A 15683-nucleotide genomic window follows, 5' to 3' on the forward strand; every position below is an offset into this window, starting at 1 on the left:
GGCCGACCGCACAATTTATTACTTGTCAACACGCCTTCATCCACGCGCCATTGGGCCGCCATGTGCCCCCAATTCCCTACCCACCGGTAAGACATAAGCTCGAAACATGCGCCGAGCGAAAATCGTCTGCACCCTGGGCCCCGCCACCGACACATACGACCAGCTCAAAGCCCTGGTCGACGCCGGTATGGACGTAGCCCGCTTCAACCTCAGCCACGGCACCCACGCCGAACACGAGGAGCGCTACCACCACGTACGCAAGGCCTCCGACGAAACCGGCCACAGCGTCGGCGCCCTCGCCGACCTTCAAGGCCCGAAGATCCGCCTCGGCCACTTCACCGAAGGCCCCGTACTCCTCGAACGCGGAGACACCTTCACCATCACCGTCGAAGAAGGCGTCGCAGGCGACGGCACCCACTGCGGCACCACCCACGCCGGCCTCGCCGACGACGTCACCCCCGGCGAACGCATCCTCGTCGACGACGGAAAGGTCTGCCTCGAAGTCACCGACGTCGACGGCCCACGCGTCCACACCCGCGTCATCGAAGGCGGCATGGTCTCCGACCACAAAGGACTCAACCTCCCAGGAGTCGCCGTCTCCGTCCCGGCACTCTCCAAAAAGGACGAAGAAGACCTCCGCTGGGCCCTGCGCATCGGCTTCGACGTCGTCGCCCTCTCCTTCGTCAGAAGCGGCCGCGACATCCTCGACGTCCACCGCATCATGGACGAAGAAGGCCGCCGCCTCCCCGTCATCGCGAAAATCGAGAAACCCCAGGCCGTCGAGAACATCGACGAGATCATCGCCGCCTTCGACGGCATCATGGTCGCCCGCGGAGACCTCGGCGTCGAAATGCCGCTGGAACAGGTCCCCATCGTCCAAAAACGCGCGATCAAACTGGCCAAACGCAACGCCAAGCCCGTCATCGTCGCCACCCAGATGCTCGACTCCATGATCGAGCACTCCCGCCCCACCAGGGCCGAGGCCAGCGACGTCGCCAACGCCGTCATCGACGGCACCGACGCCGTCATGCTCTCCGGCGAGACCAGCGTCGGCGCACACGCCGTCCAGACCGTCCGCACCATGGCCAAGATCGTCGAAGCCGCAGAGGAGGACATCCTCGCCAAGGGCCTCCCCGAACTCACCGAGAACAACAAACCCCGCACCCAGGGCGGCGCCGTCGCCCGAGCCGCCGCCGAGATCGGCGACTTCCTCGGCGCGAAGTTCCTCGTCGCCTTCACCCAGAGCGGCGACACCGTCCGCCGCCTCTCCCGCTACCGCTCCCCGATCCCGCTCCTGGCCTTCACCCCCGAACCGGCGACCCGCTCCCAGCTCAACCTCACCTGGGGCGTCGAGACCTTCCTCGGCCCGGCGGTGGCGTCCACCGACGCGATGGTCGACCAGGTGGACGAACTGCTGCTCCGCTACGGCCGCTGCCGCAAGGGCGACGTGGTCGTGATCACGGCAGGCTCCCCTCCGGGCGTCTCGGGCTCCACGAACCTCGTCCGGGTGCACCACGTGGGCGAGGACGACAGCCCGAAGTAGCCTCAGTATGTGGGGCCGACGTGGGTGTCCATGAGGGCCACGGAGGCCTTGCGGGCGACGGAGACGTTGAAGGGGATTCCGTTGCGGGGGCAGTAGGTCCACTCGACACCCAGCTCGTCGAGCGTGTCCGTGTAGAGCCTCCGGATGTCGTCGGACAGGTTGGTGAAGAAGGAGCGCGGGTATTCGTAGCGCTTGCGCTTTCCGCCGATGGTCTTCTCGGTCCAGTTGGTGATACGGCAGCCGTCGGAGTGGATGCGGCCACTCTGTGAGAGTGATCGCGGCCACGCGCAGCAAAAAGCGGATGTTCACGAGAACGGGAACATCCGCTTTTCTTTCGTGACCTTGGGAACCAAGGAAAAGTGCCCCGAGTCGGATTCGAACCGACGCTGTATGGGTTTTGAATCCATGGCCTCTACCGCTGGGCTACCGGGGCCCCTTCGAAACGAAGGTCAGCGGTCACCCGCTGTGTCACTACCTTACCGCAGCTAGGTAGGCTCTTGTCAGCAGTACCCGCCCCTGAACGAGGAGCCCCCGTGACCGCCCCCGAGTCGCCCCAGCCCGTAGACGCGCCCGACGACGAGAAGTCGCACGTGCCTCCGCTGACGACCCGCGTCGTCATCGCCGAGGACGAGGCGCTCATCCGCCTCGACCTGAAGGAGATGCTGGAGGAGGAGGGCTACAGCGTCGTCGGCGAGGCCGGTGACGGTGAGCTGGCCGTCGAGCTCGCCCGTGAGCACAGGCCGGACCTGGTCATCCTCGATGTGAAGATGCCCAAGCTGGACGGCATCTCCGCCGCGGAGAAGATCGCCGAGGAGCGGATCGCGCCGGTGCTGATGCTGACCGCGTTCTCGCAGCGCGACCTGGTGGAGCGGGCGCGGGACGCGGGTGCGATGGCGTACCTGGTGAAGCCGTTCAGCAAGAGCGACGTCGTCCCGGCGATCGAGATGGCCGTCTCGCGTTTCACGGAGCTGCGCGAGCTGGAGAACGAGGTCGCGGATCTGACGCTGCGGCTGGAGACGCGGAAGCTGGTGGACCGGGCGAAGTCGATTCTGCAGACGGAGTACGGGCTGACGGAGCCGGCGGCGTTCCGGTGGATCCAGAAGACGTCGATGGATCGGCGGATGTCGATGCAGCAGGTGGCCGAGGCGGTCATCCAGGATGCGGACGAGAAGAAGGCGAACAAGGGGTAGTCGCCTTCGCGTCCTCGCTCGCGTTCCCGCACTGTTCTGGCCGTACGACGAAGGCCCGCGCCCGGAGAAGGGGCGCGGGCCTTCGTGGTGTGCGAGGGGGGTGGGTCAGTCCTCGCCGAGGTAGGCCTTGCGGACGGACTCGTCGTGGAGGAGGTCCTGTCCGGTGCCGGAGAGGACGATCTTGCCGATCTCCATGACGTGGCCGTGGTCGGCGAGCGAGAGGGCGGCCTGGGCGTTCTGCTCGATGAGCAGGATGGTCATGCCCTGGGACTTCAGCTCGGCGATGGTGGCCATGATCTTCTGCATCATGATGGGGGAGAGGCCCATGGAGGGTTCGTCCAGCATGAGCAGTTTGGGCTGGGACATGAGAGCGCGGCCCATGGCGAGCATTTGCTGTTCGCCGCCGGAGAGGGTGCCTGCGGCCTGCTTGCGGCGTTCTCCGAGGATGGGGAAGAGGTCGTAGGCGCGCTGGATGTCTTTTTCGATGCCTGCTTTGTCGGTGCGCAGGAACGCTCCGAGTTGCAGGTTCTCGGCGATCGTCAGCCGGGGGAAGATGTGGCGTCCCTCGGGGGAGTGGGCGAGGCCGAGGGCGACGATCTTGTGGGCGGGGATGCCGGTGAGGGGTTTGCCGTCGAAGAGGACGCGGCCTGCGGCGGGCTTGAGGAGCCCGGAGAGGGTGCGCAGGGTGGTGGTCTTGCCGGCGCCGTTGGTGCCGATGAGGGTGACGATCTGTCCGGCTTCGACGGAGAAGGAGATGCCCTTGACGGCTTCGATCTTGCCGTAGGCGACCTTGAGGTCTTCGACCTCGAGCAGCGCGGTCACGGGGCGGTTCCTTCCTTGCTGGTGGTGCTCTCCGTGCCGTTGTCGACGGTGGCTTCGGCTGCTTCGACTTCGGCGACTTCCTCGGAGCCGGGGGAGCCTTCGAAGGGGGTGCCGAGGTAGGCGGCGACGACGCGTTCGTCGCCCTGGACGACTTCGGAGGTGCCTTCGACGAGTTTTTCGCCTTGGACGAGGCAGGCGACGCGGTCGGAGAGGTTGAAGATGAAGCGCATGTCGTGCTCGATGACGAGGACGGCGATGCCGCGGTCGCGGATGGCGAAGACGAGGTCTTCGGTGGCCCGGGTTTCCTGGGGGTTCATGCCTGCGGTGGGCTCGTCGAGGAGCAGCAGGCCGGGTTCGCTGGCGAGGGCGCGGGCGATTTCGAGCTTGCGTTGTTCGCCGTAGGGGAGGTTGCGGGAGAGGTGGTCGGCTTTGTGTGCCAGGCCGATGAACTCCAGCAGTTCCATGGCGCGTTCGCGTGAGGCTGCTTCTGCTTTGCGGAAGCCGGGGCCGCGCAGGAGGGCGGACCAGAGTCCTTCCTTGGTCCTGGTGTGTCGGCCGACGAGCACGTTTTCCAGGACGGTCATGTTGGCGAAGAGCCGGATGTTCTGGAAGGTGCGGGCGATGCCGGCGCTGGTGACCAGGTGGGGTTTGGGCGGGAGGACGGTGCCCTTGTAGGAGACCTTGCCTTCGGTGGGGACGTAGAGGCCCGTGAGGCAGTTGAAGAAGGTGGTCTTGCCGGCGCCGTTGGGGCCGATGAGGCCGACGATCTCGCCGGTGTTGACGGTGAGGTCGACGTCGCGGACGGCGGTGAGGCCTCCGAAGCGCATGGTGACGCCGCGGGCTTCGAGGACGGGGCTGAGGGGTGTGGTGGTGGTCATGTGGGTTACGCCCCTGCCTTGGTGACGCCGACGGTGGAGGCGGGCAGGCCTTGTTCGGGGATGTCGAGTTGGTCGGTTTCGTGGAATTCGAGCTGGCGTCGGCGGTTGGCGATGATGCCTTCGGGGCGGAAGCGCATGAGGATCACGAGGGCGACGCCGAAGGCGAAGAGCTGGTACTCCTTCAGGAAGCCGAGCTTCTCGGGGAGGAGGTAGAGCAGGGTGGCGCCGAGGATGGGTCCGTTGACCGTGCCCATGCCGCCGAGGACGACTGCGGCGAGCAGGAAGGCGGAGTTGGGCGGTACGGAGCCGGCGAACTGGTACGGGGCCGGGTTGACGCTGTAGCCGACGTGGGCGCTGACCGTGCCGGCGAGGCCGGCGAGGGAGGCGCCCAGGGCGAAGGCGATGAGTTTGACGCGGAAGCCGTTGATGCCCATGGCGGTGGCGGCGGTCTCGTCCTCGCGGATGGCGATCCAGGAGCGGCCGATGCGGGAGTCGGCGGCGCGGTTGAAGACGATGACGACGATGCCGGTGATGATCAGCATCAGCAGGAAGTAGTTCGCGAAGCGGCCGAGGGTGATCGAGCCGATGTCGTGCGCGTTCCCGAGGTTGAACCCGAAGATGTCGAGGTCCGGGATCATCGAGATGCCGTTGGGGCCGTTGGTCAGGTTCGGTCCGGAGGAGCCGTCGAGGTTGTTGACGGAGATGCGGAAGATCTCTCCGAAGCCGAGGGTGACGATGGCGAGGTAGTCGCCGCGCAGGCGCAGGGTGGGGGCGCCGATGAGGACGCCGAAGACGAGCGAGGCGGCCATGCCGGTGAGCATGGCGGCCCAGAAGGGGAACTGGACGCCGGAGAAGCGGGAGAACTCGGAGCCGGAGACGAGGGCTGCGGCGTAGGCGCCGACGCCGAGGAAGGCGACGTAGCCGAGGTCGAGGAGTCCGGTGAGGCCGACGACGATGTTGAGGCCGAGGGCGACGGTGGCGACGACGAGGATGTTCACGCCGAGGTTGGCGTTGTGCTCGTTGTTCTCGACGAAGGGGAAGATCGCCGCGGCGAGGAACGCCATGGAGGTGGCGAATCCCTTGTGGTGCGCGTTGAGGGTGGCGAACCGGTCGAAGAGTCCGGCGGCCTGGAGTGCCCAGGTGCCGAGGATGACGAGCAGCAGGTAGCCGATGAAGGTTTCGCTGGCGTCGGGGTCGACGCCGATGCCGTAGGTGAAGACGATCAGTGCGACGGCGGTGGCGCCGGTGATGACGAGGCGCTCGGCCCAGCCGGGGAGGTTCCGGGCCGGGGGGATGTGGTCGGGCTTGCTGACCCAGTCCTTGAAGGTGTCGCCGGGGCTCGGGAGGGCGAGGGCGCCGATGAGGGCGATCAGGGAGCCGATGGCGGCGACGTAGGCGCCGGGGTCGAGGGCGACGAGGCCTTTGAGGTCGACCGCGATGGCGATGGCGCTGAACCAGCTGACGGCGAACGCGGAGGCGGCGGCGAGGGCGACGGGTGCGGTGGCGCTCGCCGGGTTGAGCCAGCGCAGGCCGCGGACGCCGAAGAGGGTGAGCGCGAAGAGCAGGGTGATCGCGCCGGCGACGAGGTCGAGGACTTGGAGGCCGGCCGGGGAGCCGTAGTAGGTGAGGTCCCCGGGGAAGTCGGCGGTGTAGGTCCAGGACATGAACGTGCTGGCGATGGTGGCGACGGCGCCGGTGGCGATGAGGGCGCGCGCGGCGGTCTGGGGGAGTGCGATCAGGCCGCGCGCGGGGGCGGTGATCTCGGCGGTGTTGTCGATGGTTGCCATGGTGTTCACGCCCTGTCCGCGACGCGTTCGCCGACCAGGCCTTGTGGCCTGAACAGCAGTACGAGGATGAGGAGGACGAAGGCCCAGACGGAGGACCAGCCGCCGCCGCCGAGCTGCTGCATGCCGGGGATGCCGTCGATGTAGGAGGTGGCCATGGTTTCGGCGAGGCCGAGGACGAGGCCGCCGATCATGGCGCCGTAGATGTTGCCGATGCCGCCGAGGACGGCTGCGGTGAAGGCTTTGAGGCCCATCTGGAAGCCCATGTTGTACTGGATCGAGCCGTAGCGCAGGCCGTAGGAGACGGCGGCGACGGCGGCGAAGAAGCCGCCGATGGCGAAGGCGATCACGATGATCTTGTTGGTGTCGATGCCCATGAGCTGGGCGGTGTCAGGGTCCTGGGCGGTGGCCTGCATGGCGCGGCCGGTGCGGGACATGCTGACGAAGAGGGCGAGGGCCGCCATGCACAGGGGGGCGGCGACGATGACGAAGAGGGAGCCGCTGCTGATGCTGATGGACCCGATGTGCCAGGGTCCGGCGTCGATCTGGGGGAAGTTGCGGTCCGTCTTGGCGTCCGGGTACCAGTTGAAGACGGCCTGCTGGAGTGCGAGGGAGAGGCCGATGGCGGTGATGAGGGGCGCCAGGCGTGGCGCGCCGCGCAGTGGCCGGTAGGCGAACCGTTCCGCCCCGACGGCGATGAGGACGGCGACGAGTCCTCCGCCGATGAGCATCGCCGGCAGGGCTATCCACATGGATGTGCCGTCGGGCAGGACGTAGAGGTAGACCGTGAGTGCGCCGAAGCCTCCGGTCATGAAGATCTCGCCGTGGGCGAAGTTGATGAGCTGGACGATGCCGTACACCATCGTGTAACCGATGGCGATCAGCCCGTACATCGAGCCGAGGAACAGCCCGTTGGCCAGCTGCTGCGGCAGGGTGTTCACCGCATGGCCTCCATGTGGGTGGGGAGAGTGAACGGGGGCATAGGGGACGGGCCGCGCGGTGACGTGTGGTCGTGGCCGCGCGGCCCTGGGGTGTAGCTAGCGGCGGATCTCGGATCGGCTGGGATCAACTGGAGTCAGCTGAGCCCAGCTGGGACCGGATCGCATCAGCCGTTGAACGTGCCGCTCTTGACGGCCTTCCACTTGCCGTCGACGACCTGGTAGACGGTGAGCTGCTTGTTGGTGGTGTCGCCGTACTCGTCGAAGGAGACGGGACCGGCGATGCCCTCGAACTTCGTCTTCTGGACCTCGTCCACGATCTTGGCGCGGGCGCCGTCGGGGACCTTGCCGTCCTTCACGACGTTGGCGATCGCCTTGATGATGGCGGTCGCGGCGTCGTAGGAGTAGCCGCCGTAGGTGCCGTAGTCGCCCTTGAGGCCGGAGGCCTTGTACTTCTTGATGAAGTCCGCGGCGGAGGGCAGGGAGTCGACGGGCTGGCCGACGGAGGTGGCCAGGTCGCCTTCGGAGGTCTTGCCGGCGGTCTGGATGTAGGTGTCGCTGAACATGCCGTCGCCGCCGAACAGCGGGATCTTGACGCCGCCGTCCTTGAGCTGCTTGGTGAGCTTCTCCGACTCGTCGTACTGGCCGCCGTAGTAGACCAGGTCGGCCTTGGAGTTCTTGATCTTGGTGACGAGGGCGGAGAAGTCGGTGTCGCCGGTGTTGACGTGGTCCTCGCCGGCGACCTTGCCGCCGCTCTTGGTGAAGCCGGCCTTGAACAGCTTGGCCAGGCCCGCGCCGTAGGTCTGCTTGTCGTCGACGACGAAGACGTTCTTCTTCTTCAGCGTGGTGGACGCGTACTCGGCCGCGAAGCCGCCCTGGAGGGCGTCGGTGGTGGCCGTGCGGAAGTACGTCTTGAACGGGCGCGTCTTCGAGGTCTGCCAGTTCTTGCCCTGGGTGAGCTCGGGCGCCGTGTTGGACGGCGAGATCTCGACCAGGTTGGCGGTCGCGAAGACCTGCTGCATCTGCGTGGCGACACCGGAGTTCAGCGGGCCGACGACGCCGAGGACCTTCTCGTTGTTGACGAGCTGGGTGGCGTTCTGCTGGCCGCTGGCCGGGATGGCCTTGTCGTCGAGCGCCTGGACCTTGAAGGTCACACCGGGGACGGTGTTGTTCTTGTTGGCGTCGTCGACGGCGATCTGGACGCCGCCCTGAATGCCGAGTCCGGTGGCCGAGTTCTGACCGGTCAGCGGAGCATCAACGCCGATGATGATCTCGGTCTTCTTGCCGCTGTCACCGCCCTTGTCATCGTCGCGTGAGCCACAGGCGGTGAGGGTGAGCGCTCCCGCGGACAGCGCGGCGGTTATTGCGATGATCGAACGTTGACGCACGAATCAGGTCCTTTCCCTGGCACGGCGGTTCCCCCTGGAACGCGCCGAGTCGAGCGCTGGGCCGAATTGACTTCCAAACCGGTGGCGCGGTGACTGGGCGTGACTCTAGGCGGGTGAAGGGAACGTGGAGGAGGGTCTGACGAAGGCTGTGACGCTCTTGTTATGACACGAGGTAATGCAGAGCGGTACTTGGCGGGTGGAACAGCTGAATACAGGGTGATTCGTCCTGTCCGCATGGTGAGAATGTGCAGGACGGCTCCGGATCAAGTCAGGCGTCTCAGGCTTTTTGGTGGTGACGCGAAGTCGTTGCTGCAGGCGACCGGTAGGGCTGCGGAGAGGTCGCGGGCAGAGCGGCGGCCCCGAGGAAAACGGCGAAGCTGTATTGCGTGCGCATTACGTAGAGTTACGCCCACGAAAGCGAGCCCGCTTTCCCCGGCGGTTTTCCGCATTCCGGCGTCGGGGGCGAAGCGGCGGCCGAGCGAACGGGTGGCGGGGGCGGCAGCCCTGGAGCCCGCGGAGAACGGCCACGGGGGCCGTCGCCGGGCTCGACCGCGCCCATGCCGTTCACCGCCAGGAGCCCTTCACAGGCCCGCGGGGGCGGAACCGCTCGACGCGGGCCTCGCGGCCGACGCGGGCCTCGCGGCTCTCGCGTCCCTGACGGTCCGCCAACTCATCGGCGAATACCGTGCCTTGCTGCCTTCCCGCTGCGTGCGCGGTGTGTACGTCGTCGGGTGACGGTCCGTGGGATCGCGGACTCGGCGCCGCAAGGGGGGCACGGCTCATCGGGGCCGGCGGTGGGCGTGGCGGGGCCGGAGCGGGCCGAGAGGACGGGGCAGGCCGTGACGACGGCCCGGAGAGCGTCGCCGCGTAAGGCCGCCGTCGCCGTCCCCGCCGTCCCCGCCGTCGCCGTCTCCGTCTCCGCCCCTGCCGTCGCCGTCCCCGCCGGCGTCGCTCCGGTCGGCGTCACGCCCGTCGGTGTCGCCTCCGCCGGCAGGGCCGGTCTGAGCAGCACTGCCGTCGCTGCCGCCCCCCGGGGGGCCCACCGACGTCATGCCCGCGACGCCAGGCAGCCGGGGCGGTGACGGGCAACGGGTGTCACCGCACGGGGTGCCGGGCGTCAGCTCCCGGCGGCGGGGGCGTCGCGCAGCAGACAGGTCAGCCGTGCGGTGCACACACGCCGGCCCTCCTCGTCGCTGATCACGATCTCGTACGTGGCCGTGGAGCGCCCCCGGTGCACGGGCGTGGCGACGCCGGTCACCAGACCGGAGCGGACGCCGCGGTGGTGGGTGCAGTTCAGGTCGACCCCGACGGCGATCTTGGTGCTGCCGCCGTGCAGCATGGAGCCGACCGAGCCGAGGGTCTCGGCGAGGACCGCGGAGGCGCCGCCGTGGAGCAGCCCGTAGGGCTGGGTGTTGCCCTCGACGGGCATGGTGCCGACGACGCGGTCCGCGGACGCCTCGACGATCTGCACGCCCATGCGGGAGCCGAGGTGCCCGGCGGAGAACAGGGCGAGGATGTCGATGCCGAGGGCGGCGTACTCGTCGATGACCTCTTGCGGGAACTTCACGTGCTGCTGCTCGCCCATCGGGCCCGGCTCCGTTCGTCGATCACATCCGGCGTCACTGAGCAAACGCTCAGTCGGTGCTCGATTGTTCCAGACGGACGACGACGGACTTGCTGGCCGGGGTGTTGCTGGTGTCGGCCGTGGCGTCCAGCGGGACCAGCACGTTGGTCTCCGGGTAGTACGCGGCGGCGCAGCCCCGGGGGGTGGGGTAGAGGACGATCCGGAAACCCGGCGCGCGCCGCTCCACGCCGTCGTCCCACTCGCTCACCAGGTCCACGTACGCGCCCTCGGCGAGCCCGAGGACGCGCGCGTCCTCGGCGTTGACCAGGACGACCCGGCGGCCGTTCCTGATGCCGCGGTAGCGGTCGTCGAGGCCGTAGATCGTGGTGTTGTACTGGTCGTGCGAGCGCAGCGTCTGCAGCAGCAGGCGGCCCTCGGGCAGCTTCGGGTACTCGACCGGCGCGGCCGTGAAGTTGGCCTTGCCGGTGGCGGTGGGGAACCGGCGCTCGTCGCGCGGGGCGTGCGGGAGGGTGAAGCCGCCGGGGCGGCCGTCGGCGTCCCGCACGCGCGCGTTGAAGTCCTCGAAGCCGGGGATCACGCGCGCGATGCGGTCACGGATCGTCGCGTAGTCGTGCTCGAACTCCTCCCACGGCGTCGCGCTGTCCTCGCCCAGCACCCGGCGGGCCAGCCGGCAGACGATGGCCGGCTCGGACAGCAGGTGCGCGCTCGCGGGCGCGAGAGAGCCCCGCGAGGCGTGCACCATGCCCATGGAGTCCTCGACGGTCACGAACTGCTCGCCGGCGCCCCGCAGATCGCGCTCGGTGCGTCCGAGGGTGGGCAGGATCAGGGCGCGCGCTCCGGTGACGACGTGCGAGCGGTTCAGCTTGGTCGACACGTGCACGGTCAGCCGGGCGCGCCGCATGGCCGCCTCGGTGACCTCGGTGTCGGGGGAGGCCGACACGAAGTTGCCGCCCATGGCGAAGAACAGCTTCGCCTCGCCGTCGCGCAGCGCGCGGATGGCCCGTACGACGTCGTAGCCGTGGGCGCGCGGCGGCGCGAAGCCGAACTCCTTCTCCAGGGCGTCCAGGAAGGCCGGCGCCGGCCGCTCGAAGATGCCCATGGTGCGGTCGCCCTGCACGTTGGAGTGGCCGCGCACCGGGCACACGCCCGCGCCCGGGCGCCCGATGTTGCCGCGAAGCAGAAGGAAGTTGACGACTTCGCGGATGGTGGGCACGGCATGCTTGTGCTGGGTGAGGCCCATGGCCCAGCAGACGATGGTCCGCCGTGAGGCGAGCACCATGCGCAGGGCTTCCTCGATCCGCTCGCGGGTCAGACCGGTCGCGATGACCGTCTCGTCCCAGTCGGCGGACCGCGCGGCCTCGGCGAACTCCTCGAAACCGTGGGTGTGCTGTGCGATGAACGCCTCGTCGAGCGCGCCCTCGGTCTCCAGGACGAGCTTGTTGAGGAGGCGGAAGAGCGCCTGGTCGCCGCCGATGCGGATCTGCAGGAACAGGTCGGTGAGCGCGGCGCCCTTGACCATGCCCTGCGGGGTCTGCGGGTTCTTGAAGCGCTCCAGGCCCGCCTCGGGCAGCGGGTTGACGCTGATGATCTTCGCGCCGCCCGCCTTGGCCTTCTCCAGGGCGGAGAGCATGCGGGGGTGGTTGGTGCCCGGGTTCTGTCCGGCGACGATGATCAGGTCGGCCTGGTGGAGGTCCTCCAGCAGGACGCTGCCCTTGCCGACGCCGATGGTCTGCATCAGGGCCGAGCCGGACGACTCGTGGCACATGTTGGAGCAGTCCGGCAGGTTGTTCGTGCCCAGTTCGCGGGCGAAGAGCTGGTAGAGGAACGCGGCCTCGTTGCTGGTGCGGCCCGAGGTGTAGAAGACGGCCTCGTCGGGGGAGGCGAGGGCCGCCGTCTCCTCGGCGATGATGTCGAAGGCGCGCTCCCAGGTCACCGGCTCGTAGCGCTCGGCCCCCTCGGGCAGGTACATGGGATGGGTGAGCCGGCCCTGCTGACCCAGCCAGTAGCCGCTGCGGCCGGCGAGGTCGGCGACGGTGTGCGCGGCGAAGAACTCGGGGGTGACCCGCCGCAGGGTGGCCTCCTCGGCGACAGCCTTCGCGCCGTTCTCGCAGAACTCCGCGGCGTGCCGGTGCTCGGGCTCGGGCCACGCGCAGCCCGGGCAGTCGAAGCCGTCCTTCTGGTTGACGCGCAGCAGCGTCAGCGCGGTGCGCTTCACGCCCATCTGCCGCCTGGCGATGCGCAGGGAGTGTCCGACGGCCGGCAGGCCCGCCGCCGCGTGCTGGGGCTCGGCGACCCGCGGCGCGTCCTGGACCGGATCGCTCTTGGGCGGCTTGCTTGCCATCGGGCACTCTCCTTCGACCTGCCGGGTGGGCCGCGTGCCGTGCGCGCCGCCACGGCGATCCTCGCACGCGGCGCCGACAACGATCCCGTGTGGTCCTGCTCACGAAAACGGCCCGGGGGCTGCGGGCGGGAGAGCTCGCGTCGGCGGGCGCCGACAGGGGCGTGGGCGGGGGAGCGGGCCGGGGCGCGGCCGGGCGTGCGGACATGGGGGTGCCCTCGTCCGCGCGTGCACGGGGACGTCGGTGCCGGGGGCGCGGCGCGGGGTGCGCGGGCCGCTTCGCGGGCCGGGCCGTGGCGGCCGGAGCCGAGTGTCAGTGGGGCGTGGCAGGATCGGGGGCGTGGCAGAGACAGCAGCGAAGAAGACCGACACCCCCACCGGCGCAAGTCGCCCGCGCCTGATGCTCATGGACGGGCACTCGCTGGCGTACCGCGCGTTCTTCGCGCTGCCCGCGGAGAACTTCACCACCGCGACGGGCCAGCCGACGAACGCGATCTACGGTTTCGCGTCCATGCTCGCCAACACGTTGCGTGACGAGTCGCCCACGCATTTCGCGGTCGCCTTCGACGTCTCCCGCAAGACCTGGCGCTCGGAGGAGTTCACCGAGTACAAGGCCAACCGCTCCAAGACGCCCGACGAGTTCAAGGGGCAGGTCGAGCTGATCGGCGAGCTGCTCGACGCGATGCACGTCTCGCGGTTCGCGGTCGACGGCTTCGAGGCGGACGACGTCATCGCCACCCTCGCCACCCAGGCCGAGGCCGCCGGCTTCGAGGTCCTGATCGTCACCGGCGACCGCGACTCCTTCCAGCTGGTGTCCGAGCACACCACGGTGCTGTACCCGACGAAGGGCGTCTCGGAGCTGACCCGGTTCACCCCCGAGAAGGTCTTCGAGAAGTACGCGTTGACGCCCGCCCAGTACCCCGACTTCGCGGCGCTGCGCGGCGACCCGTCCGACAACCTGCCCGGCATCCCGGGCGTCGGCGAGAAGACGGCCGCGAAGTGGATCAACCAGTTCGGTTCGTTCGCGGAGCTCGTCGAGCGCGTCGAGGAGGTCAAGGGCAAGGCCGGGCAGAACCTGCGGGACCATCTGGAGGCCGTCAAGCTCAACCGCCGCCTCACCGAGATGGTCCGCGACGTCGAGCTGCCCAAGGGGGTCGCCGAACTGGAGCGCGCCCCCTACGACCGCACGGCCGTCGCGCTGGTCCTGGACACCCTGGAGATCAGGAACCCCTCGCTGCGCGAGCGCCTGTTCGCCGTCGACCCCGGCGGCGAGGAGGCCGTGACCACCCCGGTGATCACCGCCGGCGTCGAGCTGGACGGCGCGGTGCTGGCCACGGGCGAGCTGGCCGGCTGGCTCGCCGAGCACGGCACGCAGACCCTGGGCGTGGCCACCGTCGGCGCCTGGGCGCTGGGCGCGGGCTCGGTCGCCGAGATCGCGCTGGCCGCCGGCGGCGGAGCCGCCGCCTGGTTCGACCCGGCGGAACTCGACGAGACCGACGAGAACGCGTGGGCGGCCTGGCTCGCCGCCGAGGAACGTCCCAAGGTCCTGCACGACGCCAAGGCCGCCATGCGCGTGTTCGCCGAGCACGGCTGGTCCGTCGCCGGCGTCTTCATGGACACCGCGCTCGCCGCCTACCTGGTCAAGCCGGGCCGCCGCTCCTTCGACCTGGACGCGCTGTCCCTGGAGTACCTGGGCCGCGAGCTGGCCCCCGCCGCCGCGGCCGACGGACAGCTCGCCTTCGGCGCGGACGACAGCGCGGAGGCCGAGGCCCTGATGGTGCAGGCCCGCACGATCGTCGACCTCGGGGAGGCCTTCCGGGGCCGGCTGGAGGAGGTCGGCGCGACCGACCTGCTGCGCGACATGGAACTGCCGACCTCCGCCCTCCTGGCCCGCATGGAGCGCCATGGCATCGCCGCCGACCGCGCCCACCTGGAGGCGATGGAGCAGATGTTCGCCGGCGCCGTCCAGCAGGCCGTGAAGGAGGCGCACGCGGCGGCCGGGCACGAGTTCAACCTGGGCTCGCCCAAGCAGCTCCAGGAAGTCCTCTTCGGCGAGCTCGGTCTGCCCAGGACGAAGAAGACCAAGACCGGCTACACCACCGACGCCGACGCCCTGGCCTGGCTGGCCGGCCAGACGGACAACGAGCTGCCGGTCGTCATGCTGCGCCACCGCGAGCAGGCGAAGCTGCGCGTCACCGTCGAGGGCCTGATCAAGACGATCGCCGCCGACGGCCGCATCCACACCACGTTCAACCAGACGGTCGCCGCGACCGGCCGGCTGTCCTCCACCGACCCCAACCTGCAGAACATCCCCGTCCGCACGGACGAGGGGCGGGCCATCCGCCGCGGCTTCGTCGTCGGCGAGGGCTTCGAATCGCTGATGACGGCCGACTACAGCCAGATCGAGCTGCGGGTCATGGCCCATCTGTCGGAGGACGCCGGCCTCATCGAGGCGTTCACCTCCGGCGAGGACCTGCACACCACGGCCGCCTCCCAGGTCTTCGGCGTCGAGCCCGGCGCGGTGGACGCGGAGATGCGCCGCAAGATCAAGGCCATGTCCTACGGCCTGGCCTACGGGCTGTCGGCGTTCGGCCTGTCCCAGCAGCTGAACATCGACGCGGGCGAAGCCCGAGCCCTCATGGACGCCTACTTCGAGCGCTTCGGCGGCGTACGGGACTACCTGCGCCGCGCCGTCGACGAGGCACGGGCGACGGGCTACACGGCGACCCTGTTCGGCCGCCGCCGCTATCTGCCCGACCTCAACAGCGACAACCGTCAGCGCCGTGAGGCGGCCGAACGCATGGCCCTCAACGCGCCCATCCAGGGCACGGCCGCCGACATCGTCAAGATCGCCATGCTCAAGGTGGACGGCGCGCTGCGCGAGGCCGGCCTCACCTCCCGCATGCTGCTCCAGGTCCACGACGAAATCGTCCTGGAGATCGCCCCCGGCGAGCGGGCGGCCGTGGAGGAACTGGTCCGCCGCGAGATGGTCGACGCCGTCCGCCTCAGGGCCCCGCTGGGCGTCTCGGTGGGCGCCGGCCCGGACTGGGAGTCGGCGGCCCACTAGTGTCCTGCGCCAGCAATCCGTCGGTGGATCCGCCTCGTCGTGGCGATCCAAATCCGGTCGCGACCAGGCGTGTTGACTGTCCGCAACTCGGCCAGAACTACCTAGGAATTTCAGGCGCAGGACACCAGCCCGGGACCGGCGCACCAGCAC

10 protein-coding genes, 1 tRNA gene and 1 pseudogene are annotated in these 15683 nt (G+C 69.2%); 3 read left to right on the forward strand and 9 right to left on the reverse strand.

Annotated features, from left to right (window positions below):
• Window positions 1-106: 106 nt before the first annotated feature.
• Complete coding sequence (gene pyk / locus ACFVYK_RS19750) at window positions 107-1543, forward strand: pyruvate kinase (protein ID WP_389775497.1); 1437 nt, start codon at window positions 107-109, stop codon at window positions 1541-1543.
• Window positions 1544-1545: 2 nt separating this feature from the next.
• On the opposite strand, the pseudogene ACFVYK_RS19755 reads toward pyk, so the two are convergent.
• Window positions 1546-1803, reverse strand: a pseudogene (locus tag ACFVYK_RS19755) (helix-turn-helix domain-containing protein); the annotation flags it as partial.
• Between the two features lie 100 nt (window positions 1804-1903).
• A tRNA-Leu gene (locus ACFVYK_RS19760) sits at window positions 1904-1976 on the reverse strand.
• Between the two features lie 100 nt (window positions 1977-2076).
• Between ACFVYK_RS19760 and ACFVYK_RS19765 the strand changes: the two genes are divergently transcribed.
• Window positions 2077-2733, forward strand: coding sequence for an ANTAR domain-containing response regulator (locus ACFVYK_RS19765; protein ID WP_389775500.1), 657 nt, complete (start codon window positions 2077-2079; stop codon window positions 2731-2733).
• Window positions 2734-2838: 105 nt separating this feature from the next.
• On the opposite strand, the gene ACFVYK_RS19770 is transcribed toward ACFVYK_RS19765, so the two are convergent.
• The 7 genes from ACFVYK_RS19770 to ACFVYK_RS19800 form a co-directional block, all read right to left on the reverse strand.
• Complete coding sequence (locus ACFVYK_RS19770; RefSeq protein WP_389775501.1) at window positions 2839-3555, reverse strand: ABC transporter ATP-binding protein; 717 nt, start codon at window positions 3553-3555, stop codon at window positions 2839-2841.
• Entirely contained in the window at window positions 3552-4433 is an 882-nt protein-coding gene (locus ACFVYK_RS19775) for an ABC transporter ATP-binding protein (protein ID WP_389775504.1), read from the reverse strand. The genes ACFVYK_RS19770 and ACFVYK_RS19775 overlap by 4 nt, the downstream gene beginning before the upstream one ends.
• A gap of 5 nt (window positions 4434-4438) precedes the next feature.
• Window positions 4439-6220, reverse strand: coding sequence for a branched-chain amino acid ABC transporter permease (locus tag ACFVYK_RS19780; protein WP_389775517.1), 1782 nt, complete (start codon window positions 6218-6220; stop codon window positions 4439-4441).
• 5 nt (window positions 6221-6225) lie between these two features.
• Window positions 6226-7158 (reverse strand): branched-chain amino acid ABC transporter permease, encoded by a 933-nt coding sequence (locus tag ACFVYK_RS19785; RefSeq protein WP_266651140.1) that lies wholly within the window; start codon window positions 7156-7158, stop codon window positions 6226-6228.
• A gap of 164 nt (window positions 7159-7322) precedes the next feature.
• On the reverse strand, window positions 7323-8543 hold the full coding sequence (locus ACFVYK_RS19790) for a branched-chain amino acid ABC transporter substrate-binding protein (protein WP_389775506.1): 1221 nt from the start codon (window positions 8541-8543) through the stop codon (window positions 7323-7325).
• 1117 nt (window positions 8544-9660) lie between these two features.
• Window positions 9661-10128 (reverse strand): PaaI family thioesterase, encoded by a 468-nt coding sequence (locus ACFVYK_RS19795; RefSeq protein ID WP_389775508.1) that lies wholly within the window; start codon window positions 10126-10128, stop codon window positions 9661-9663.
• A gap of 49 nt (window positions 10129-10177) precedes the next feature.
• The gene (locus tag ACFVYK_RS19800) at window positions 10178-12469 is read right to left on the reverse strand and encodes an FdhF/YdeP family oxidoreductase (RefSeq protein ID WP_389775511.1); all 2292 of its coding nucleotides are present in this window, start codon (window positions 12467-12469) and stop codon (window positions 10178-10180) included.
• A gap of 337 nt (window positions 12470-12806) precedes the next feature.
• Here ACFVYK_RS19800 and polA point away from each other — a divergent pair, with 337 nt between their 5' ends.
• Window positions 12807-15533, forward strand: coding sequence for a DNA polymerase I (gene polA / locus ACFVYK_RS19805; protein ID WP_389775513.1), 2727 nt, complete (start codon window positions 12807-12809; stop codon window positions 15531-15533).
• Window positions 15534-15683 lie beyond the last annotated feature (150 nt).

Source organism: Streptomyces sp. NPDC058291 (assembly GCF_042880855.1).
Lineage (GTDB): Bacteria > Actinomycetota > Actinomycetes > Streptomycetales > Streptomycetaceae > Streptomyces.